This is a genomic window from Microbispora hainanensis, assembly GCF_036186745.1.
GTDB lineage: Bacteria > Actinomycetota > Actinomycetes > Streptosporangiales > Streptosporangiaceae > Microbispora.
Window position 1 is genome coordinate 2,612,270 of the sequence record NZ_CP108086.1, and the last position, 21,170, is coordinate 2,633,439.

At 72.3% G+C, this 21,170-nt stretch carries 13 protein-coding genes; 9 read left to right on the plus strand and 4 right to left on the minus strand.

Going from position 1 to position 21,170, the window contains the following annotated elements:
* Positions 1–84: 84 nt before the first annotated feature.
* Both OHB01_RS12200 and OHB01_RS12205 read left to right on the plus strand, forming a co-directional pair.
* Positions 85–4,236, plus strand: coding sequence for a sigma factor (locus tag OHB01_RS12200; protein ID WP_328855354.1), 4,152 nt, complete (start codon positions 85–87; stop codon positions 4,234–4,236).
* A 262-nt stretch (positions 4,237–4,498) separates the two neighbouring features.
* The gene (locus OHB01_RS12205) at positions 4,499–6,520 is read left to right on the plus strand and encodes an NYN domain-containing protein (RefSeq protein WP_328855355.1); all 2,022 of its coding nucleotides are present in this window, start codon (positions 4,499–4,501) and stop codon (positions 6,518–6,520) included.
* 58 nt (positions 6,521–6,578) lie between these two features.
* Here the strand turns inward: OHB01_RS12205 and OHB01_RS12210 are convergent, their stop codons facing one another.
* Positions 6,579–7,205 carry a response regulator gene (locus OHB01_RS12210; RefSeq protein ID WP_142649038.1) on the minus strand — a complete coding sequence of 209 codons (627 nt, stop codon included), beginning with the start codon at positions 7,203–7,205 and terminating at the stop codon, positions 6,579–6,581.
* A gap of 3 nt (positions 7,206–7,208) precedes the next feature.
* Positions 7,209–11,420, minus strand: coding sequence for a HAMP domain-containing protein (locus OHB01_RS12215; protein ID WP_142649039.1), 4,212 nt, complete (start codon positions 11,418–11,420; stop codon positions 7,209–7,211).
* A 152-nt stretch (positions 11,421–11,572) separates the two neighbouring features.
* On the opposite strand from OHB01_RS12215, the gene OHB01_RS12220 reads away from it, so the two are divergent.
* Positions 11,573–13,111, plus strand: a complete 1,539-nt coding sequence (locus OHB01_RS12220) for a PP2C family protein-serine/threonine phosphatase (protein ID WP_328855356.1) — start codon at positions 11,573–11,575, stop codon at positions 13,109–13,111.
* Between the two features lie 97 nt (positions 13,112–13,208).
* On the opposite strand, the gene OHB01_RS12225 is transcribed toward OHB01_RS12220, so the two are convergent.
* Together OHB01_RS12225 and OHB01_RS12230 are read right to left on the minus strand one after the other, a co-directional pair.
* On the minus strand, positions 13,209–15,005 hold the full coding sequence (locus OHB01_RS12225; protein WP_142649041.1) for a prolyl oligopeptidase family serine peptidase: 1,797 nt from the start codon (positions 15,003–15,005) through the stop codon (positions 13,209–13,211).
* A gap of 344 nt (positions 15,006–15,349) precedes the next feature.
* Positions 15,350–16,165: a zinc finger domain-containing protein gene (locus tag OHB01_RS12230; RefSeq protein ID WP_419197584.1), complete on the minus strand. Its 816-nt coding sequence runs from the start codon at positions 16,163–16,165 to the stop codon at positions 15,350–15,352.
* Positions 16,166–16,253: 88 nt separating this feature from the next.
* Here OHB01_RS12230 and OHB01_RS12235 point away from each other — a divergent pair, with 88 nt between their 5' ends.
* The 6 genes from OHB01_RS12235 to OHB01_RS12260 all read left to right on the plus strand — a co-directional run bounded on the left by OHB01_RS12235 (position 16,254) and on the right by OHB01_RS12260 (position 21,150).
* Positions 16,254–16,985, plus strand: coding sequence for an MBL fold metallo-hydrolase (locus tag OHB01_RS12235; protein ID WP_328708608.1), 732 nt, complete (start codon positions 16,254–16,256; stop codon positions 16,983–16,985).
* A gap of 74 nt (positions 16,986–17,059) precedes the next feature.
* Positions 17,060–17,335 (plus strand): DUF1778 domain-containing protein, encoded by a 276-nt coding sequence (locus OHB01_RS12240; RefSeq protein WP_260617352.1) that lies wholly within the window; start codon positions 17,060–17,062, stop codon positions 17,333–17,335.
* Complete coding sequence (locus tag OHB01_RS12245; RefSeq protein ID WP_147942907.1) at positions 17,332–17,916, plus strand: GNAT family N-acetyltransferase; 585 nt, start codon at positions 17,332–17,334, stop codon at positions 17,914–17,916. The genes OHB01_RS12240 and OHB01_RS12245 overlap by 4 nt, the downstream gene beginning before the upstream one ends.
* 373 nt (positions 17,917–18,289) lie before the next feature.
* The gene (locus tag OHB01_RS12250; protein ID WP_142649044.1) at positions 18,290–18,721 is read left to right on the plus strand and encodes an ester cyclase; all 432 of its coding nucleotides are present in this window, start codon (positions 18,290–18,292) and stop codon (positions 18,719–18,721) included.
* 159 nt (positions 18,722–18,880) lie between these two features.
* Positions 18,881–20,116 carry a YbfB/YjiJ family MFS transporter gene (locus OHB01_RS12255; protein ID WP_328855358.1) on the plus strand — a complete coding sequence of 412 codons (1,236 nt, stop codon included), beginning with the start codon at positions 18,881–18,883 and terminating at the stop codon, positions 20,114–20,116.
* 53 nt (positions 20,117–20,169) lie between these two features.
* Positions 20,170–21,150: a GlxA family transcriptional regulator gene (locus tag OHB01_RS12260; RefSeq protein ID WP_328855359.1), complete on the plus strand. Its 981-nt coding sequence runs from the start codon at positions 20,170–20,172 to the stop codon at positions 21,148–21,150.
* Positions 21,151–21,170: the final 20 nt, after the last annotated feature.

Consider the following 21,170-nt stretch of genomic DNA (forward strand, 5'->3'; position numbering starts at 1 on the left):
CAGGACATGGACTGCGGAATGTATGGCCGTGCAACTCATCGTAATCGCGAGGTCGCAATGCGTAGAGAAGTCCGGCATACCGACATGGAACTGCTTGAGGCCGTGCGGGGAGGCGACACGGCGGCCTTCGGGACCCTCTACCGGCGTCACTCGGCCGCCGCCCGGTCCTTGGCGCGGCAGGTCGTGCAAGGCGAGGACGCGGTCGAGGATCTCCTCGTCGAGGCCTTCGCGAGGGTTCTCGAAGCGGTGCGGCGGGGCGGCGGGCCCGCCTGCGCGTTCCGGCCCTACCTCTTGGCGTCCGTGCGCCGCTACGCCGCCGCCGGAGTGGCCGATCTGGCCGACGGTGACTCCCTCTACGTGGACCCCGAGCTCACGGGGCTGGAGCGCTCGCCGCTCGCCCGTGCGTACCGCTCGCTGCCGGAGCGCTGGCGCGCGCTGCTGTGGCACGTGGAGATCGAAGGCGGCAGGCCCGCCGACGCGGGGCCGCTGCTCGGCCTGTCGGGCAGGGCCGCGGCCCTTCTCGTCCGGAGGGCACGCCAGGGGCTGCGGGAGGCGTACCTGCGGCTGCATCTGGAGAACGGCCCGCGCGCCGAGTGCCGCCCGATCCTGTCCATGATCCTGCGGTACGTCGAGAACGGCCTGCCCAAGCAGGAGGCGGGTGAGGTCGACGCCCACGTGGCCGAGTGCATCGACTGCCGGTCGGTCTTCCTCCAGATGATCGATCTCACCCAGGAGCTGCGGGCCGTCGTCGGGCAGCTCGTCGCCGGGCCCGCCGTGGACGGCTACCTCGCCGATCTCGCCACCGCGACCGTCACGGGAGCACGGTCGTACGGCGGCGGCATGACGGGCGGCACGAGCGGGCGCGGGCCGAACGGCAGGGCAGGCGGCAGGGTGGGCCGCAGGGTGGGCGGCAGGGCCGTGGGCAGGGCAGTAGGCGGGGCAGTGGGCAGCGTGGGCACCCGGGCGCGGGCGCGGCTGGAGGCCGTGCGCCAGCACATCGGGGCGTTGGCAGGCCGGGCGGACCTCCGCATGCGGGGCGCCGTCCGGGCAGCCGAGGACGGGACGGGCACAGCGGGGCCCACGCGCGGCCGGGCGGACGCGCTGCGCGCGGCCTGCGGCCGGGCCCTGGCGATGATCCGGCGCGCGTGGGCGAAGGCGAGCGCGGCGCCGGGCGCGGTCTGGGGCACGGTCTGGAGCACGATCTGGGGCACGGTGTGGGGCCGTGCGCGGGCGATGACCGGGCGCGTGTACGCGAAGGTCGGCCCGGAACCGGGCTCGCGAGCGGGCCTGACCACGGGCCTGATCGCGGGCCTGAAGACGGGCTCGAAAGTGGGCCCGGCGATCGGCAGGGCGCTGAGGATGGCGTTCGCGCGGGTGCGTGCGGCGCTGGTGTGGCTGTCCGAGCTGGTGCGGAGCGTGCCGACGCCGCATCGGGCGGTGCTGGGAGGCATCGCCGTGGCGGCCCTCGCGACGGCCGCCTTCCTGCTCGTCGCCCAGCCGACGGGCGTGCTCTTCACCGGCGGCACGAGGGAACAGGACGGAACACGGGCCCTGGACCGCCCGCAGCCGGCGGCCGGCCCCTCGCGTTCGCAGGCCGCCACGGGCGACACCAGCGCGGCCGGCGTCCCGTCCGATCCGCAGACCCCGAGCGGGGAGGCGTCCCATACGGCCGCGAGCGGCCCGGCGCCGGAGATCGTGGACGACCCGGCGGCGGAGAGCGATGCCGATGGGCCGGGCGCGGGCATCGCGCTCGGCATGCCCGAGATCACCGGCGAGGTGACGCCTGGTGCCGATCAGCGGTCGCCACGCGCGGAAGGCCGTGGTAGCTCGGGTGAGCTTCCGTCGGCCACAGGTCACGACGACGGACGATCGGCGGCCCCCGGTGTCCAAGGCCGCGAGGGCGGACAGCACGCGGACGCAGGTCGGGAGAGCGGTCGTCTCACGGGTCGCGGGCAGGACGGCAGGGGACAGGGCAGCAGAGCGCAGGCAGGCACGGAGCAGACGGGCACGGGGCAGGCGGGCACAGGGAGCACAGGGCAGGCGAGCAGGGGGCAGACGGGCTCGGAGCGGGCGGGCACAGGGAAGAGCACAGGGAAGAGCACAGGGCAGGCGGGCAGGCGACCGGTGAGCGAGCCGGACACGACCGTCCTCGCCGATCGTGAGCGGGCTTCCCGCCCTGCGGATGCCGCGAAAGCCTCGACTCCGGAACGGGAACAGGTGCGACGTCAGCTCTCTCGTCACCCGTACCAGGACCACCGTGCCCAGGCCGGGGCGCAGGGTGGTGCCCAAGGCGGCCAGGCCGGGGCGAGAGGCAGCGTTGGCAGCGCGCAGCGCAGTGTTCAAGGCAGCGCTCAGCGCAGTGCTCAGGGCAGTGCCGGAAGCAGCGCCAAGGCTGGGGCGCGGAGCAGCGCTCAGGGCGGGCAGCCTCGCTCGAAGGCGGACGCGAGCGGTGCCGAGGCCCGTGCGAAGGGCGGGGCTCGGCAGACGTCGGAGGGGGCTCGTGAGCGGCGCGAGCCGCAGGCGGGCCGTCCGGCAGCGGATCGCGCCCCGAAAGTGCGGCCAGGAACCGCTCAGGGCCCCCGGCAGGCCGGTGAGCGAGGCCGTGAGGCCCGTGAACACGCCAAGTCGGGCGGGAGCCATCCCGGAGCCCAGAAGGCCGCAGGGAGCGGGAAGAAGGCGAAGGAGGCGCTCGTCGCCGCCGTCGATCCGCTCGGCGCCCTGCTGCGCGGCCAGACCGGGCTCGTCGCCGTACGGCTGCGCAACGCGGGTGATGCGGCCACCGGCGAGATCACCGCGACGGTGACTCTGCCGCCCGGCGTCCGCTACCTGGGTCAGGACGGAGGTCGAGGCCGCGCGGCGGGCGGCGGCAAGCGACAGGGCCACGAGACGAAGCCGGGCGTCACCGGGCAGAACGGTGCAGCCCCCGAGCCGGGCGGCGGCACAGGTCAGGGGCGTGCGGCAGGGAGCACCCAGGGCGCGAACGCGGGAAGCGGGGTCGGTCCGGGGCGTACGGAGGGCGCGAACGCGGGGAGCGGGGCGAGCGGTAGCGCGGGTCAGGGGCGCGCCGCCAGCGGGGGCACGGAGAGCGCGCACGCGGGGAGCGGGGCGAGCGGCGGGGCCGGTCAGGGGCGTGCGGCAGGGAGCGGCCAGGGCGCGAACGCGGGAAGCGCGGTGGGTGACGGCTGGTCGTGTGAGGCGTCGGGCCGCTCGGTGACGGGCCAGGTGGTGCGGTGCGTCCGGGGACCGCTCGCCGCCGGTGAGGTGACGGCGATCTTCCTGAAGGTGGCCGTGGCGGCGGACGCGCCCACGGGACGGGCCTTCACGGTGCGGATACGGTCGGGGCGGCTGGAGACCACCGCCTCGTCGACCGTGGGAGTGCGGGCCTCGGGCGCGGCCGCGCGCTTCGCCGCGGACGGCCGCCTCCTCGCCCGGGTCGTCGGCAACACGCTCGTGGGCACCGCGCCGGCCGCTCCCTGCGGGGTCGCCACGGGCGGCCGGGGCCGGGCCTCCGGCGTGAGTGTGCCGGTGGACCTCGACAAAGACCCCTCGACGCGTACGTCCAGTTGCGCCGATCTCGACCTGCCCGCCGGAAGCCGGGTGTTGTGGGCGGGTCTCTACTGGTCCGGCGGCGGCCGGGGTGCGGCCCCCGCGGGCGACATCAAGGTGCGCGCGCCGAAAGCGCCGGGATACGCGACCCTGCACGCCGCCGAGGTCACCCGGAGGGATCTGCCCTCCGGGTCCGGCTATCAGGCGTTCGCCGACGTGACCTCTCTCGTCCGTACGGCGGGCGGGGGCCGCTGGTGGGTCGCCGGAACCCCGGCGCGTACGGGATCGGTCCGGCACGCGGCCTGGGGCCTGGTGGTGATGGCCGAGGACGAGCGGCAGCCGTACACCCGGGCCGTGGTCCTGGACGCCGCGGCGGTCATCGGGAGCGAGGAGAAGGCCCTGCGGCTCCCGCTCGACGGGCTGGCCCCCGGCGGCGCGCCCGCGCGCATCGACCTGATGGTGTGGAACGGCGAGGGGGTCAAGGCGGGGGTCGTCAAGATGAGTGATCGCGCGTCCGGCGGCGGAGCGGACCGGAGCCCGGAGGGTGTCCTCGGCCAGGGAGACGCCGGAGGCGTCGCGGTCGACACCCTGCACGCCCTGCTGGGACCTCGCCCCGCGCTCCAGCTCGCCACCCGGCGCGACCCCGTCTTCTTCGGCGTCGCGGTCGTGAGCGCGAGAACGTGGTCTTGACAGCCTCCCTTGCTGCACAGCCCTTGCCGCAAGGGGATTTCGAGCCGTGGCCGGTCGTTCCCGGGGTGCTTTTTTCCATACCAAATTGGTGAGAGGCGATACCCGGACAAACTGGTACGGTCGGCGTGAACGCTTGCGATCCCAGGGTTGTCGGCGTCCTGATCCCCCACCAGGCGGGCGAGGGCTGAATCGCCGGGAATCACCCTCGCGGGAAGACACGCTTGTCTACCCTGAGAGAGCCACGTAGGAAGGGCGGTGTCGCGTGGATCGCTGCGCGCTGTTCGTTGACGCCGGCTACTTGCTGGCAGACGGCGCGATGGCCGTCCACGGGACTCGCCATCGCGAGTCCGTCTCCTGGGACTATCCGGGCCTGCTGCAGCTCCTGACCAACCTGTCAAGAGAGCGCACGGGCCTTCCGCTCCTGCGCTGCTACTGGTATGAGGCGACCGTCGAGGGCCGCCGCACGCCGGAGCACGACGTGCTGGCGGACATCCCCGGGCTCAAGCTCCGCCTCGGCCGGATCCGGCCGGGCCGCCGGGAGGGCGTGGACGCCCAGGTCCACCGCGACCTCATGACGCTGGCGCGCAACAACGCGGTCTGCGACGCGGTCGTGGTGAGCGGCGACGAGGACCTCGCCCAGGTGGTGAGCGACGCGCAGGACCTCGGCATCCGCGTGACCGTCATGCAGATCGCCGCCGACGGCGCATGGTCGGCGGCCCGCACTCTGCGGCAGGAGTGCGACGACCTCGTCGAGATCGCGAGCGGCCACCTCCGGCCGTACGTCACGATGCTCACCGGAGCGGACCCGGGCCCCGGCCTCGGCAACGGCCAGTCGCACGGCAACGGCCTCGTTCCCCTCGGCAACGGCTCGCTGTCCAACGGGACGCACCTCAACGGCTCCCAGCCGAACGGCTCCCTGCAGAACGGCTCCCTGCAGAACGGGACACAGCACAACGGGACACAGCACAACGGGACACAGCACAACGGGACACAGCCGAACAGCTCCCAGCAGAACGGCATCCCGTCGCAGGGGAGCCACTCTCCCGGCCTTCCCAGTGGGACGGCCCCGGTGGCGGGAGCGCACGGCGCCCTCCCCCAGAGCGCGTCGTACGACCTGGGCGTTTCCGGCGGGGTGTCGAACCTCCCCCAGCCGAACGCCACTGGAGCGCCCGGCACGGGCACCCCCAGCGGCGGCTCGCATGGCACCGGCGTCCCCGGGAGCGGCACTCCCGCGGACAGCGCCCAGGGAAGCGGTGCGCAGAGAGGCGGCGCTCACGGCACGGGCGTCCCCAATATGAGCGCCCCCAATATGAGCGCTCCCGGTATGAGCACGCACGACTCGGGCGCCCATGGCATGGGTGCGTCCGGCATGGGCGTCAACGGCATGGCCACTCATGACTCGGGTGTCCCCGGCATCGGTGCTCCCGGTCCAGGCGCGAACGGCATGGGCACCAACAGCATGGGTGTCAACGGCATGGGCACGCACGACTCCGGTGCCCACGGTGCCGGCTCTCATGGCGTCGGCTCCCAGGGCACGGGTTCTCGCGGCGCTGGTTCCCCCGGCTCGGGTTCCCCCGGTTCGGGTTCTCACGGTTCGGGTTCTCACGGCGCGGGCTCCCAGAGCACGGGCTCTCACGGCACTGCTTCGCACGGCACGGGCTCTCTCAATGCCGGCTCCGCCGGCAGCACTGGGGCGCACAGCGGTGGGCGGTCCTCGGCCGCCCACGCGCGTCCGGCGCTGCCCGCGCAGCCGTCCCCGCCGGTCTACAACGGCTACTCGCCCGAGTCGCAGCAGCCCGCCCAGCCGCCCCAGCAGCAGCGCCAGGCCCAGCCGTCCGCGAGCACCCCGCTGCCTGCCCCACCGGCGTCCACCCCTCCGTCACCGCCGTCGCCGCCCGTCCAGACCCCACCGAGCAGCCCGGTGGGCAGCCCGGCGCAGAGCCAGTACGGCTCCGGCTCCACGGGCTACTCGCCCTCGCAGCTCGGGCCGTACACGGGTCCGCAGCCCGCGCCGGTGCCGGTCCACACGGGAGGCACCACGACGCTCGCCGAGGCGGTGAAGGCGGCGCACAAGGAGGGCCACGACTTCGGCGAGTCGGTCGCCAGGGACGCCCCCGCGCTCTGGTTGGAGGCCGTGCTCGCCCGCAAGCCGCGGATGCCGTCCGACCTGGAGGCCCGCCTGCTGCAGGGGTCCTCGCTGCCGATCGACTTCCTGCTGCACGACGAGGTCCGGCACGCCCTGCGCCGCGGCTTCTGGGACGCCCTGGAGCGCGCCCGCCGCTGATCCCCTCGAAACGCCGGGCCGTGACCGACCGTAACGGTCCGGTCGCGACGCGCGGTCGTCAGCCGAGGGCGTCGAACCCGGCGCGCAGGTGGGCGACGCGCTCGCCCAGCTCGGTGACGGCGCCGTTCAGGGGCGTGTCGCCGGACTTGTCCGCCAGCTCCCGCACCCGCCGCAGCTCGTCCTCCACGGCGGTGACGCGGCTGGACAGCTCGGCCAGCACGGAGGTGTGGTCGCCGCCGCCCGGCAGCTCGTTCGACAGGCGTTCGCGCAGCAACGCGGCCTGCTCGGCGAGCCGCCGGTTCATCGTGTAGAGCTCCACGAACACGGCGACCTTGGCCCGCAGCACCCAGGGGTCGAACGGCTTGGTGAGGTAGTCGACGGCCCCCGCGGCGTACCCGCGGAAGGCGTAGTCGGGGGCGCTGTCGACCACGGTCAGGAAGATGATCGGGATGTTCCTGGTGCGCTCTCGCCGCTTGATGTGCGCGGCGGTCTCGAAGCCGTCCATGCCCGGCATGCGCACGTCGAGCAGGATCAGGGCGAAGTCGGTGGACAGGAGGGCCTTCAGCGCCTCCTCACCGGACCGGGCCCGTACGGGCACGACGTCCAGCGAGCTGAGGATCGCCTCCAGGGCGATCAGGTTCTCCTCGCGGTCGTCGACCAGCAGGACCCTGGCGCGGTCGGGCATTGATCATGCCTCCTGGGAGTCTCGGGACTCTGGGGACGGCACGCCCCTTGATCGTTCTGTGCCCCCGCTGCGCCCGCGCATGAGCCATCCGCGCAGGCGTTCAAGGAGCCGGTCGACGTCGACGGGCTTGGGCACGTAGTCTGACGCGCCCGACGCGATGCTCTTCTCGCGGTCTCCCCGCATGACCTTCGCCGTCAGCGCGATGATCGGCAGGTCGGCGAACTGCGGCATGGTGCGGATCGCCGAGGTCGTGGCCCAGCCGTCCATCTCGGGCATCATGATGTCCATCAGCACGAGCGCCACGTCCTCGTTGCGTTCGAGCTGCTCGATGCCCTCGCGGCCGTTCTCGGCGTACACGACGGTCGAGCCGTGCCGCTCCAGCACGCTGGTCAGCGCGAAGACGTTGCGGATGTCGTCGTCCACAATGAGGATCTTTGCCCCGGACAGCGGATCTTCACCCTGCCAGTCGTTGCCGTCCACCAGCGGCGTGTACGGGGGGACCGGGAGGTCGGTCGGGAGGGGGATCTCCGGGAGGATGTCCTTGATGTGCAGCTCGGGCACCTCGTCCTCACGGACGTCCGGCTCCGTGGGGGTGGCGATCGCGCCGCCGTCGGGCGCGGCGAGCGGCCCCGAGTAGTCCGAGGGCAGATAGAGCGTGAACGTGCTGCCCTCTCCGGGGACGCTCTGCACGTGGATCTCGCCGCCGAGCAGGCGGGCGATCTCCCGGCAGATCGACAGGCCGAGGCCGGTGCCGCCGTACTTGCGGCTGGTCGTGCCGTCGGCCTGGCGGAACTGCTCGAAGATCACTTCGAGCTTGTCCGGCGCGATGCCGATGCCGGTGTCGACGACACGGAAGGCCAGCATGCCCTCCGGCGAGCCCTGCAGCTTCTCGTCCACGTAGGTGACGTCGGCGGGCGCGCGGGTCACCTCCAGCCTGACCTCGCCCTCGTGGGTGAACTTCACCGCGTTGGACAGCAGGTTGCGCAGCACCTGCTGCAGCCGCTGCTCGTCGCTGCTCAGGTCGTCGGGAACGGAGGGGTCGACCTGGACCGTGAACGACAGGCCCTTGTCCTGCGCGAGCGGCGCGAAGGTGGCCTCCATGTAGTCGACCAGAGCGGACAGCGACATCGTCTGCGGATGGATGTCCATGCGGCCGGCCTCGACCTTCGTCAGGTCGAGGATGTCGTTGATCAGCTGGAGCAGCGCGGAGCCGGCGTCGTGGATGGTCCGGGCGAACTCCACCTGCTGCGGGGTGAGGTTGCCCTCGTCGTTCTCGGTCAGCAGCTTGGCGAGCACGAGCAGGCTGTTGAGCGGGGTGCGCAGCTCGTGGGACATGTTGGCGAGGAACTCGGACTTGTAGCGCGAGGACACCGCGAGCTGCTCGGCCCGCTCCTCCAGCGTCCGCCGGGCCTGCTCGATCTGGAAGTTCTGGATCTCGATCGCGCGGTTCTGCTTGGCCAGCAGCGCCGCCTTGTCCTCCAGCTCGGCGTTGGACCGGCGCAGCTCCTCCTGCTGGCGCTGCAGCTCGTCGGAGCGCTCCTGCAGCTCGATCGCGAGCCGCTGCGACTCGGTGAGCAGGTCTTCGGTGCGGGAGTTGGCCATGATCGTGTTGATCGTGACCCCGATGGTCTCGACGAGCTGGGTGAGGAACGCCAGGTGGACCTCGCTGAACTGGGTGAACGAGGCCATCTCCAGGACGCCGAGCACCTTGTTCTCGAAGAGGATCGGCAGCACGACGATCTGCGCCGGGTTCGACCGGCTGAGCCCGGTCTCGACCGTGATCGAGTCGACCGGCACGCCTTCGAGGATGACCTGCTTGGCCTCCAGCGCGGCCTGGCCGATGATGCCCTCGCCCAGCTCGAAGCTCGGCTTGGGGGTGGAGCCCGGCTGGATGCCGTACCCGGCGATGAGGTTGAGCCGGCCGTCGTCGTACAGGTAGCAGGCGCCGTGGCTGGCCGAGACGAGCGGGGTGAGCTCGCTCATGATCAGGCGGGCGACCTCGATCAGGTCGCGGTGGCCCTGCATCAGGCGGGAGATCCTGGCCAGGTTGGACTTGAGCCAGTCCTGCTCCTGGTTGGTCTTGGTCGTCTCGCGCAGCGTGGCGACCATCGTGTTGATGTTGTCCTTGAGCTGGGCCAGCTCGCCGGGCGCCTCGACGGTGATCGACCGGGTCAGGTCGCCGCGGGCGACCGCGCTGGTCACCTGGGCGATCGCGCGCACCTGGGTGGTGAGGTTGCCGGCCAGCTCGTTCACGCTCTCGGTGAGCCGCTTCCAGGTGCCCTCGACGCCCTCGACCCGGGCCTGGCCGCCGAGCTGGCCCTCCGAGCCCACCTCGCGGGCGACGCGGGTGACCTCGGAGGCGAACGAGGAGAGCTGGTCGACCATGGTGTTCATGGTGCTCTTGAGTTCGAGGATCTCGCCCTGGGCGTCGACGTCGATCTTGCGGGTCAGGTCGCCGTTGGCGACGGCGGTGGTGACCTGGGCGATGTTGCGCACCTGATAGGTGAAGCTGTTGGCCATCGAGTTGACGTTGTCGGTGAGGTCCTTCCAGACGCCCGACACGCCGGGAACGCGCGCCTGGCCGCCCAGCCGTCCCTCGGTGCCGACCTCGCGGGCGACGCGGGTCACCTCGTCGGCGAACGCCGAGAGCTGGTCGACCATCGTGTTCATCGTGTCCTTGAGCTCAAGGATCTCGCCCTGGGCGTCCACGGTGATCTTCTTGGACAGGTTGCCCTGCGCCACCGCGGTGGACACGACGGCGATCTGACGGATCTGCGACGTCAGGTTGTTCGCCATGAAGTTGACGTTGTCGGTGAGGTCCTTCCAGATCCCCGACACGCCGCGCACCTGTGCCTGGCCGCCCAGCCGTCCCTCGGTGCCGACCTCGCGGGCGACGCGGGTCACCTCGGAGGCGAACGAGGAGAGCTGGTCGACCATGGTGTTCATGGTGCTCTTGAGTTCGAGCATCTCGCCCTGGGCGTCGACGTCGATCTTGCGGGTGAAGTCGCCGTTGGCGACGGCGGTGGTGACCTGGGCGATGTTGCGCACCTGATAGGTCAGGTTGTTGGCCATCGAGTTGACGTTGTCGGTGAGGTCCTTCCAGACGCCCGACACGCCCTTCACTTCCGCACGGCCGCCCAGCTTGCCCTCGGTGCCGACCTCGCGGGCGACGCGGGTGACCTCGTCCGCGAACGCCGAGAGCTGGTCGACCATCGTGTTGAGGGTCTCCTTGAGTTCGAGGATCTCGCCCTGGGCGTCTACGGTGATCTTCTTGGTCAGGTTGCCCTGCGCGACGGCGGTGGAGACGACGGCGATCTGGCGCACCTGGGAGGTCAGGTTGTTGGCCATGAAGTTGACGTTGTCGGTGAGGTCCTTCCAGACCCCCGACACACCGCGCACCTGTGCCTGGCCGCCCAGCTTGCCCTCGGTGCCGACCTCGCGGGCGACGCGGGTGACCTCCTCGGCGAACGCCGAGAGCTGGTCGACCATCGTGTTGACGGTGTGCTTCAGCTCCAGCATCTCGCCGACGGCGTCGACGGTGACCTTGCGGCTCAGGTCGCCTCGCGCGACTCCGGTCGTCACCTCGGCGATGTCGCGGACCTGCGCGGAGACGCGGTCGGACATCGTGTTGACGGCCTCGGTGAGATCGCGCCAGCTTCCCGACATGCCGCGCAGGTTGGCCCGGCCGCCCAGCTTGCCCTCGGTGCCGAGGTCGCGGGTGACCCGCGTCACCTCGGAGGTGAACAGGGAGAGCTGGTCGACCATGCCGTTGATGGCCTTGCCCAGGCGGCGTACCTCGCCCCGGGCCGCGCGGTCCACGTCGATCCGGCGGGACAGGTCGCCCTTGGCCACCGCGTCGATGACGTCGGCGGCGCCGCTGACCGGCGTCACGATGGCATCGATGAGCTCGTTGACCGAGCCCACGCTCTCCGCCCACGCGCCGACGCCCGGCCCGGGGCTCAGCCGTTCGGTGAAACGGCCCTCCTTGACGATCTCGCGGCGGACCCGGGCGAGCTCGTTGGCGAGGTGTTCGCGCCGGTCGGCCACCTCGTTGAGCAGCAGCCGGATCTCGCTGAGGATGCCCGGCGGGGCGTGGGAGACGCGACGGCGGAAGTCGCCGTCACGCCATGTGATGAGCGTTTCCAGGAACGGCACGAGATCGGATTCGCGGTAGACCCGTTCGGTCCCGGCCAGCTCGGCGTTGGCGGGCGACATTTAGCCTCCTTTACCCCGACGGGGCTGACGCGACCAAGGCGTTCGGCCTGATACGGCCTGTCCAGCCGCGGACTCCATGCCAGTCTGTCACGTTCCGTGGGGTGCGGGGCCCCTTGCTTGACCCGAAGTCAGCAGGAAGTGTGGTAAGCACAATGGTGGTGGCGACTACCCCTCGAGCCGTCCTCGCGGCGTCCTTCACGCCGGGCGAGACGGCCGTACCCGAAGTAAAGCGGTTCACGCGCGAGGTGATGACCGCGTGGGCCGCGATGTCCGTGTATCCCCAAGCCGAGCGCCTGGTGGGCGAACTGGTCGCGGACGCCGTCGGCGCGCCCTTCGAGGTCGTGTGGCTCCACCACGGCGAGTCCGTCCAGATAGAGGTGCGGGAGAAGGCGGACGGCCACGACTTCGGGCCGCCGGCCGACGCGATCACGTGGGGCGTCACCTTCACCTCGTCGTTGCGCACCCGCTGGGCCCGCCTGGAGCTGCCGGGCGGGGAGCCGGTGCAGAGCGACGAGTGGCTGCTGGAGGCCGCGCACGGCCCCGGCTGGCTGGGCTTCCTCGCCGACGCGAGCGACCTGCTCGCGGGCACGCTCAACCCGGACATGGTCCCGGCGATCATCGCCCAGATCGTGGTGCCCCGCCTGGCGAGCTGGTGCGCCGTCTACACCGACCAGGACGGGATGGGGGAGCTGCGGCCCGCCTACCTCTGGCACGCGGACGAGACCCAGATCGACCCCATGCGCGACGAGCTGGAGGAGATCGCGCTGCCGGGCGACGACGACCCCGCCGTGCTGCCGATGAGCGACTGGCAGGCGCTCGCCTACCCGCTGACCGCCCGGGGGCGGCGGCTCGGCGTGATGTGCCTCGGCCGGCGCGACCGCTTCCCCGACGAGGCCATGCAGATCGCCGAGGACCTCAGCAGGCGCGCGGCGCTCGCGCTCGACAACGCCCGCCTGTACGCGCAGCAGGCGGCGGCCAACCGGGCGCTGCAGCGCAGTCTCCTGCCGCCCGACGAGCCCACGACCCCCGGGCTCGACTTCCACGTCATCTACGAGCCGGCCGGGGAGAACAACGAGGTCGGCGGGGACTTCTACGACCTGTTCCCGATCGCCGACGGGGTCTGGCGCTTCGCGATCGGCGACGTCTGCGGCACCGGACCCGAGGCCGCCGCGGTCACCGGCCTGGCCCGGCACACGCTGCGGCTGCTGGCCCGCGAGGGGTACGGCGTGGCCGCCGTCGTGGGCCGGCTCAACCAGGCCATCCTGGAGGAGGGGGAGCGCGCCCGCTTCCTGACGCTGCTGCACGGGCAGATCACGGTCGTGCCGGAGGGCCTCGACATCCGCCTCGTCTCGGCCGGGCATCCGGAGGCCCTGCGGCTGCGGCCGAACGGCATCGTGGAGGTCGTCGCCTCGCCGCAGTCGTTGCTCGGGGTGTTCCCCGAGGCGAAGTTCCAGGAGGACAACCTGCGGCTCACCCCCGGCGACGTGCTGCTGGGCGTGACCGACGGGGTGACCGAGCGGCGCGCGGGCGATCGGCTGCTCGACGACGACGGCGGCCTCGCCAAGCTGCTGGCGGAGTGCGTCGATCTGTCCGCCCGCGCGGTGGCCGAGCGCATCCGCCGCGCCGTACAGGACTTCGCGCCCGAGCCGAGCGCCGACGACCTGGCCATCCTCGTCCTGCGCGCGCCCTAGCCGGAGGGTTTTCTTCCGGCGCGCGGCTGCCGCCCCGCCGAAGACGGAGGTTCCTTCCGGCGCGGTGACCGGCCGGCAGAGGTTCGCGGGACAGCCGCTAGGAACGGCCCAGGGTGCGGACGGCGAAGTCGATCGACGCGGCCATCTGGTGCACCCGCTCCTCCACCATCGACGTGCCCGGCCCGGCGCCGCACCGGTGGACGCACGCCTCCCTGCCGTGGTCCGCCAGGGCCCGCACGTAGCGTTCGACCTGCCGCGCCGGGCCGCGCGGGTCGTTCGCGCCCGTGAGGATCAGCAGCGGCGCCTGCACCATGTCGGCGTAGGTGATCGGGGAGGACGCGGCGTATCGCTCGGGCACCTCGGCCGGGGAGCCGCCCAGCAGCGCCCGGTGGGCCGCGCGCAGGCATTCGGCCTCGTCCTCGTACGCCGCCGCGTGGTCGGCGATCGGCATGGCGGCGATCCCCGCCGCCCACGACTTCGGCTGGGTGCCGAGCGCCAGCAGGGTCAGGTAACCGCCCCACGCCCGGCCGGCGAGCACGAGACGGTCGGGGTCGGCGATGCCGCGCTCCACCGCCCACTCGCGTACCGCCGCCACGTCGGCCAGCTCGATGTGGCCGATGTCGCCGCGCAGGGCATCGCGCCAGGCCGAGCCGTACCCGGCCGAACCCCGGTGGTTCACCCTGATCACCGCGAAGCCGCTGTCGACCCATGCCGCGACCTGCGGCCGGAACGAGTCGTCGTCCTGGCCGCCCGGGCCGCCGCCGAACCCCGGCAGCGTGCTGCGCAGGAGGAACACCGTGGGGTAGGGCGCGGCCACCCGCTCCGGCCGGGAGACGAGGGCGTGGATGCGCCCGCCGGGGCCCTCCACGTCGATGTCCTCCAGCGGCACGGACGGCGGCGGCGTGCGCCCGGGGCTGAAGACCACGTGGCCGTTGCTCGACTTGACGACCGGCGGGTGGGCGGCGCTCGACCAGGCGTACTCGACGGTGCCGTCGGGGCGTGGCGCGGCCGCCTCGATCACCCCGTGCGGGCTCTCGATCGGGGTGAGGCCGCCTCCGGCGAGGTCGTAGCGGAGCAGTTCGGTGCGTCCCCGCTGGGTGTGGATGATGAGCAGCGCCCGGCCGTCGTCGTACCAGTCCGCGGAGATCTCGCCGCGCACCCGCAGCCAGATCTCCCGCTGCTCGCCGGTGACCGGGTCCCACACGAGCGGTTCGCGGCGGCCCCGGCGCTCGTGCAGGACGAGCAGGCGCCGGTCGCCGGGGACGGGGGCGAACCTGCCGCCGGTCACACCGCGGCCCGGCCCGTCGTTCAGCTCGGCGACCGTCGAGCCGTTCGCCCTGATCACCCGCAGGGCGGGGTGCATGACGTCGCCGTGCTCGCTGTGGTTGACGGCGATGAGCGAGCCGTCGAGCGACATGTCCGCGACCGCGGCGTACTCGTCGTGGCGATACAGCGTGACCGGCTCGCTTCCCGGCCTGGCCAGCAGGATCTCGAAGCCGTCCCGGGAGGAGCGGCCGACGGCCGCGGCGCCGTCGGAGGCGAGCGCGAGGCCGCAGGGGTGGCCGGGCGGCATGGCCAGGGGCACGTCCGGGCCGCCGTGGAACGGCTGGCGCGACCACACACCGAACCCATCGTCATAACCGTCGGTGTCGCCGGGTGTGTCGCCGAACCACCAGATCCACTGGCCGGTGGGGTCGATCGCGCCATGGCGGGTGCCGTGGGGGTGGTCGGTGACCTGGCGGGTCTGGCCGCTCGCCCGGTCCCAGGCGTAGATCTCCCAGGAGCCCGAGGCGTTGCCGCGATAGACGGCCCGCTGCGGCGCCTGGCGCGCCCACGTGGGCAGGGTCACGCGGGGTGCCCGGAACCTGGCCTGCCAGCGTTCCTCGGCCTTCATGCCGGCCCTCCCCTGCGCTTCTACGGGGTCGGGTTCAGTATGTCCCGCCAGACGCGACAATGCCTGACAAACAGGTGATGTCGGGCCACAAGTTCGGCGGTGTGCCCCTCAGGACAGGTCCAGCCCGGCGAGCTGGGCGCGGCTCGCCACGTCGAGCTTCGGAAACGGCGGTCACCCCCGCGATCCGCGCCATCCGTGCCATCGCACCATCCCACCAGGGGCGTGGCGATCCTGCGCGCGTGACCGGTGCCGCGTGGTCAGGACGTGGCGGTCCTGTGGGTGAAGGAGCGGGTGATGATCCAGCGGGTGAAGGTTCAGCGGGTGAGGGTTCAGCGGGTGAGGGTTCAGCGGGTGACGGCCCAGCGGGTGATGTGGAAGGACGCGGTCACCGGCACCGGGTCGGGCAGCGCGCCGATCTTCGCGGCCAGCTCCTCCGGGCGGGTGTGCCAGGCGCTCGGGCCCATCCCGACCACCGCCTCGATCTCCTCGTGGCCGAGGGAGAGCGCGATCTCCTGGGTCTCCTCCGCGACGCGGGTGAACCGGCCGCCCAGGGCGTCGTCCAGGCGGCGGTCCTTGTCCTCGTCCACGTTGAGCAGGCCGAGCCGTTCGACGAGCGGGCTCAGGTGGCCGGGGCCGGGCGTGACGACGACCAGCGTGCCGCCCGGCCGCAGCACCCGGGCGAACTCCTCCGCGTTGCGCGGCGCGAAGACGTTGAGCAGCACGTCGACGCGGTCGTCGGCGACGGGGATCGGCCGCCACACGTCCGCCACCACGGCGCCGATGCGGGGATGCGCGCGGGCGGCCCGCTTCAGCGCGTGCTTGGACACGTCGAGCGCGATGCCCACGGCGGCGTCGCCGAGCGCCGCGGCCAGGTAGTAGCCGGTGCCCGCGCCGGCGTCGGCCACCACGGCGGCGCCCTCGCACAGCCGGGCGAGGCGGCCGGCCAGCGGGGCGTAGTGGCCCGCCTCCAGGAAGCGCGCCCGCGCGGCCACCATGGCGGGCGTGTCGGCCGTGCCGGCCGGGCGGGTCAGCATGTTCACGTATCCCTGGCGCGCCACGTCGAAGGAGTGGCCGTGTGCGCATCTGACCGACCCCTCGGCCAGGTGGATCGCCGTACGGCAGGCCGGGCAGACGAGGTGGTCGATGACGTCGGCGAGCACCCGTCCATCATCCACCCCGAGCGGAGTGCGAACCGGCGGCAAGCCGGCTTTCCCAGGGGAGACCGACATTGGCCTCTATGGTGGTGCGATGTCGCACCATGAGCCGAGAATCGTGTCCGGTGCCGAGATCGTGCCGCTCTGCGATGCCGTGGGGCCGATGAAGGATCCGGTCCGCAAACCGCTGCCCGAGATGTTCGCCGGTGCCGCGTTCGCGCCCGACGAGGAGTGGGTGCTGCACTTCCACTGCTACCTGGTGCGGGCGGCGGGCCGTACGGTCCTGGTGGACACCGGGATCGGCGGCGCGGACTCGCCCGCGACCTGGGCGCCGCTGCCCGGCCGCCTGACCGAGGAGCTGGCCGCCGCCGGGACCGCGCCGGAGGACGTGGACGTCGTGGTGCTCACCCACCTGCACAGCGACCACATGGGCGGCGCGGTGGCGGGTGGCGCGCCCGTCTTCCCGAACGCCCGCCACATCGTGCAGCGAGCGGAGGTCGAGTGGGCCTCAGCCCCGGTGCGCGAGCTGATCCTCGATCCCCTGCGGGACCTGCTCGACGTCGCCGACGGCGACGTGGAAGCCGTGCCCGGCGTCCGGGTGCTGCACGCCCCCGGGCACACGCCCGGCCACCAGTGCGTCGAGGCGGGCGACGTCGTCATGAGCGGCGACGTCCTGCACCACCCCGTGCAGCTCGCCGATCCCACGATCCGTTACGTGTACGACGAGGACCCCGGCCTCGCCGTACGGACGCGCACGGACGTCCTCGCCCGAGCCGCCGTCCTCGCCCCCGCCCACTTCCCCGACCCCTTCGTGTACGTGAAGTAATCATCCGGTCGCTCTTCGCTCATCTTCTTGTTAAGATCTTGGTTATGGCTGCACAACGTACGTACGCTCTAATCGTGGGTGCCAAGGAGGAGCGCATCAACCTGCGCGTGGATGCGGAGACCAAGCGGCTGCTGGAGAACGCGAGCGAGGCTGCCGGGGACACCGTCTCCTCATTCGTCCTCGGTGCGGCTACCACGGCCGCCCGCGAGTTGCTGGCGGACCGGACGGTTTTCCGGCTTGATGAGGAGCAGTGGCAGGCCTTTGACGCGGCCCTGTCCCGGGAGTCCCGTGACGTGCCGGGGCTCGCCGAGCTCATGAGGGCTCCGACGATCCTGGACGAAGGCCCGTGAAGCTGTCTCAGGTTGCCCCCGTCACCAAAGACGACGACCTCGACGGCTTCGACTGTGGTTCTCCCGCCCAGAGTGAGTGGCTGACGCGCCATGCGCTACAGGCGCACGCGAGCGGGGGATGTCGCGTCTATGTCGTCCGCGACATCGGTTCTGGCAAGGTGGTGGGTTACTACGCGCTCGCGGCCGGGAGCGTCAGGCTCGGCGAGGCTCCTGCGCGGCTGCCCAAGGGGGCCGGTCGTCACGCACAACCCGTGGTGATCCTGGCCAGGCTGGGAGTGGACAGAGCCGCACAGGGCATTGGGCTCGGACGGGCGCTCGTGGTGGACGCTCTCCGGAGAGTGGTGCGGGTCGCAGATCAGATCGGTGTGCGAGCCATGCTCATCCACTGTGAGAGCGAGACGGCACGGGCCTTCTATCTGCGGCTCGCCGCGTTCGAGCAGAGCCCGAGCGACCCGCTGCACCTCCTGCTGCTGATGAAGGACCTGCGACGGGCAGTTCCCGGCGGTGCGTGGGATGACGTGCCGGGGACGATCCCCGGCTGCACGGTGGCGGTTGACGTGGAGAACGGCCGCGACAGTTGACGCGGGCGGGCTTTGGTGAGGCGGGGGCCGGGACGGCGGGGGTGCGCGGAGCGGCGCGGCGGCGGGCGCGATAGCGGATCACCTGTACGGCCCCGAGCAGCCAGATCGGATACTGCACGGCGAACGCCCAGCGGAAGTCGTTCTGCAGGTCCATGACGATCCCGACGAGCGCGATCAGGGACATCGAGGCGGCGAAAACCACCGCCGTTGACGATGCCGGTCGCCACGCCGATGTGCTCGGCCGGGTTGAAGGTGCGGGCGTAGTCGAAGCCGACCAGCACCCTCCCGGCGACGGTCTCCGGGAGGCCGGTGGCGTTGATTTTCCTCCTTGTTTGTCGGCATTTCGATACGCTTGTCCGGAGAGGGGGCTCCGATGTCCGACGTCGTGAACCGCATGATCGCCGCGATGAACGACCATGACATCGACGCCGTGTTGCGGTGCTTCACGCTGGACGCGGTGGTGGTCGGGCCGGAGTTCGAGGCGGGGAACCCGAATGAGATCGCTTCCTACTTCCTGCAGATCTGGGAGGGATTTCCGGATCTGCGGCTCCTGCTCTGGGGGAGGGTCGGCCACGGTGACGCGCTGGCGACGGAGCTGCTGGCCACGGGGACCCATCGGGGGCCCTACCTGATCGCCGACGGCCAGGTCCTGGAGCCGACGGGACGCTTCACCTCTCTGCGCGTCTCCTGGTTCTGGCACATAGCGAACGACCTCATCGTCAGCCAGCGCTACTACTACGACCAGCTGGAGCTCTACACGCAGCTCGGGCTGCGCATGCCGCTGACCTTCGACCCGACCGCCTGACGGGTCTTCTCCCGCACGGACCCCGGCGAGCGTATGTGCGGGCACATGCCCCTATGGCCGGATCCGAGGGATGCGTGTCCCATACGGCGGCGATGGATCGCCCGGCCGGGCGCATTGATGCCAGGTGATTCCTGCACCCGTTCATCAGGAGGACATGGCATGCGTCCTGTCGATTCCCCCGGCGTCGTCGCCGGATCCCCCGCGCCCGTCGGCGCGTCACCCGCCCGGCAGGCCCTCACCGCGCTCGGCCTGGCCGCGGGACCGGTCGTCGCGCTCGGCTTCACCCGCTTCGCCTACGCGCTGCTGCTCCCCGCCATGCACGAGCGGCTGCACTGGTCGTACGCGCAGGCGGGCGGCATGAACACGGCCAACGCGCTGGGCTACATCATCGGTGCGGGCACGGCCGCCTTCTGGGCGCGGCGGCTCGGCAACCGCGCCGCGTTCCTGTGGGGGCTCGTGGTGAGCGCGCTGTCCCTGTGCGCGACGGCGGCCACGGCGGACTTCCCCGTGCTGCTCGCCCTGCGCTTCGCCGGGGGATTCACCACTGCGGTCGCGTTCGTGGTCGGTTCCGCTCTCGCCTCACGTGTCGCGACCGGCGCCGGCCGCGGCCGTGCGGCGCTGCCGGTCGCGATCTACATGGCGGGCGTCGGCGCGGGCGTGGTGATCTCCGGGCTTGTCGTGTCGGCCGCGCTGTCGGCCGGGCAGGACGCGGGCTGGCGGCTCGGCTGGCTGCTCATGGGCCTCGCCTCGGTCGCCGCCCTGCTGCCCGCCTGGCTCGGCGCCCGCGCGGTCGCGGAGCCCACCGGCCCGCACGCGGCCATGCTCACCGCAGGTCAGGTGCGCCGCCTCGCCCCCACACTGGTCTGGTACGTGCTGTTCGGCGCCGGATACGTCAGTTACATGACGTTCGCGGTCGCACTGCTGCGCACCCAGGGACTGGGCTCCTCGATCGTCTCCGTGTTCTTCGTCGTGCTCGGCGCGGCCTCGGCGGTCGCCACGCTGACGGTGTGGAGCCACCTCGCGGGACGGCTGCGCGGCGGGCGCGCCCCCGCCCTCGTCGCCGCGCTGGTCTTCCTCGGTGTGCTGCCCGTGCTGCTCATGAGCCCCGGATCGGCCGCCGCGCTGCTGTCGGCCGTCGTCTTCGGCGCGAGCTTCATGGCCGGTCCCACGGCCGCCACCGTGATCGCCCGGCGGATGCTCCCCGCGTACGGCTGGACGGCGGGCATCGCGGTGCTGACCGTGGCCTTCTCGCTCGGCCAGGCCGCCGGGCCCCTGGTGTCGGGGTTGCTGTCCGACGGCCAGGGCGGCATCGCCCGGGGCCTGTGGCTGTCGGCGGTCCTGCTCGTCCTCGCCGCCGTCGCCGCCCTGTTCCAGCGCGAGCACACCCCGTCCTGACCGGCTCTCCGGCGGGGTCGGCGATGCGGAAGGGGGTGGCGCAGACTGGACGCATGGGCGTCCGGACGCGGGCGGGTCACTGCGTGGTCGTCGTCGTGTACGACGGCGTCCGGCTGCTGGACGTGACCGGCCCCCTGGAGGTGTTCACCGTCGCCAACGAGCACGGGGCGACGTACCGGCTGCGGACGGCCTCCCCGGGCGGGCGGGACATCAGGACCAGCGGCGGCGTCCGGCTCGGCGCCGACCTGGCGCTGGAGGACCTGGGCGGGGAGTCTCCCGACGTGCTGCTCGTGCCGGGCAGCCCGGACGTCGCGGCCACCGAACGCGACCCGGTGCTGCTCGACCAGATCCGCCGGCTGTCGGAGCGGGCCGGGTGCACGGCGTCGGTGTGCGCCGGGGCGTTCGTTCTCGCGGCGGCCGGGATCCTCGACGGACGCCGGGCGGCCACCCACTGGGACCTGGCCGACCGCCTGGCGCTCAGCTATCCCCGTGTGACGGTCGACCCGGACGCCATCTTCGTCCGGGACGGCCGCGTGATCACCTCGGCGGGGGTGACGTCCGGAATCGACCTGGCGCTGGGTCTGGTCGAGGAGGACTACGGCCCCGGCCTGGCCCGGACGGTCGCCAAGCACATGGTGGTGTTCATGCAGCGGCCGGGCGGCCAGTCGCAGTTCAGCGTGCGGTTGCGTTCCGGCGGCACGGGCGGCGGGACCCTGCGGCAGGTGCTCGACGCGGTGACCGTCGACCCGGCCGCGGATCACGGGCTGACCGCGATGGCCGCCCGGGCGGGGCTGAGCGTCCGCCAGCTCACCCGGCTGTTCAAGGGGGAGACGGGCATGACCCCCGCCCGGTACGTCGAGCTCGTGAGGGTCGAGACGGCGCGGGGCCTGCTGGAGGCAGGGAACGACCCGCTCGACGTGGTCGCGCGGCATGCCGGGTTCGGCACGCCCGAGACCATGCGGCGGGCGTTCGTCCGGGAGATCGGCGTGCCGCCCGCCGCATATCGGTCGCGTTTCCGCACCACCGGCGCGTAGCTAGGCTCGGGGCATGAGAT

Coding starts and splice junctions, on each gene's coding strand:
- OHB01_RS12255 (WP_328855358.1), top strand. CDS start 18,881: ATGCGTCCTGTCGATTCCCCCGGCGTCGTCGCCGGATCCCCCGCGCCC.
- OHB01_RS12220 (WP_328855356.1), top strand. CDS start 11,573: ATGGTGGTGGCGACTACCCCTCGAGCCGTCCTCGCGGCGTCCTTCACG.
- OHB01_RS12250 (WP_142649044.1), top strand. CDS start 18,290: ATGTCCGACGTCGTGAACCGCATGATCGCCGCGATGAACGACCATGAC.
- OHB01_RS12225 (WP_142649041.1), bottom strand. CDS start 15,005: ATGAAGGCCGAGGAACGCTGGCAGGCCAGGTTCCGGGCACCCCGCGTG.
- OHB01_RS12210 (WP_142649038.1), bottom strand. CDS start 7,205: ATGCCCGACCGCGCCAGGGTCCTGCTGGTCGACGACCGCGAGGAGAAC.
- OHB01_RS12235 (WP_328708608.1), top strand. CDS start 16,254: ATGTCGCACCATGAGCCGAGAATCGTGTCCGGTGCCGAGATCGTGCCG.
- OHB01_RS12215 (WP_142649039.1), bottom strand. CDS start 11,420: ATGTCGCCCGCCAACGCCGAGCTGGCCGGGACCGAACGGGTCTACCGC.
- OHB01_RS12260 (WP_328855359.1), top strand. CDS start 20,170: ATGGGCGTCCGGACGCGGGCGGGTCACTGCGTGGTCGTCGTCGTGTAC.
- OHB01_RS12200 (WP_328855354.1), top strand. CDS start 85: ATGGAACTGCTTGAGGCCGTGCGGGGAGGCGACACGGCGGCCTTCGGG.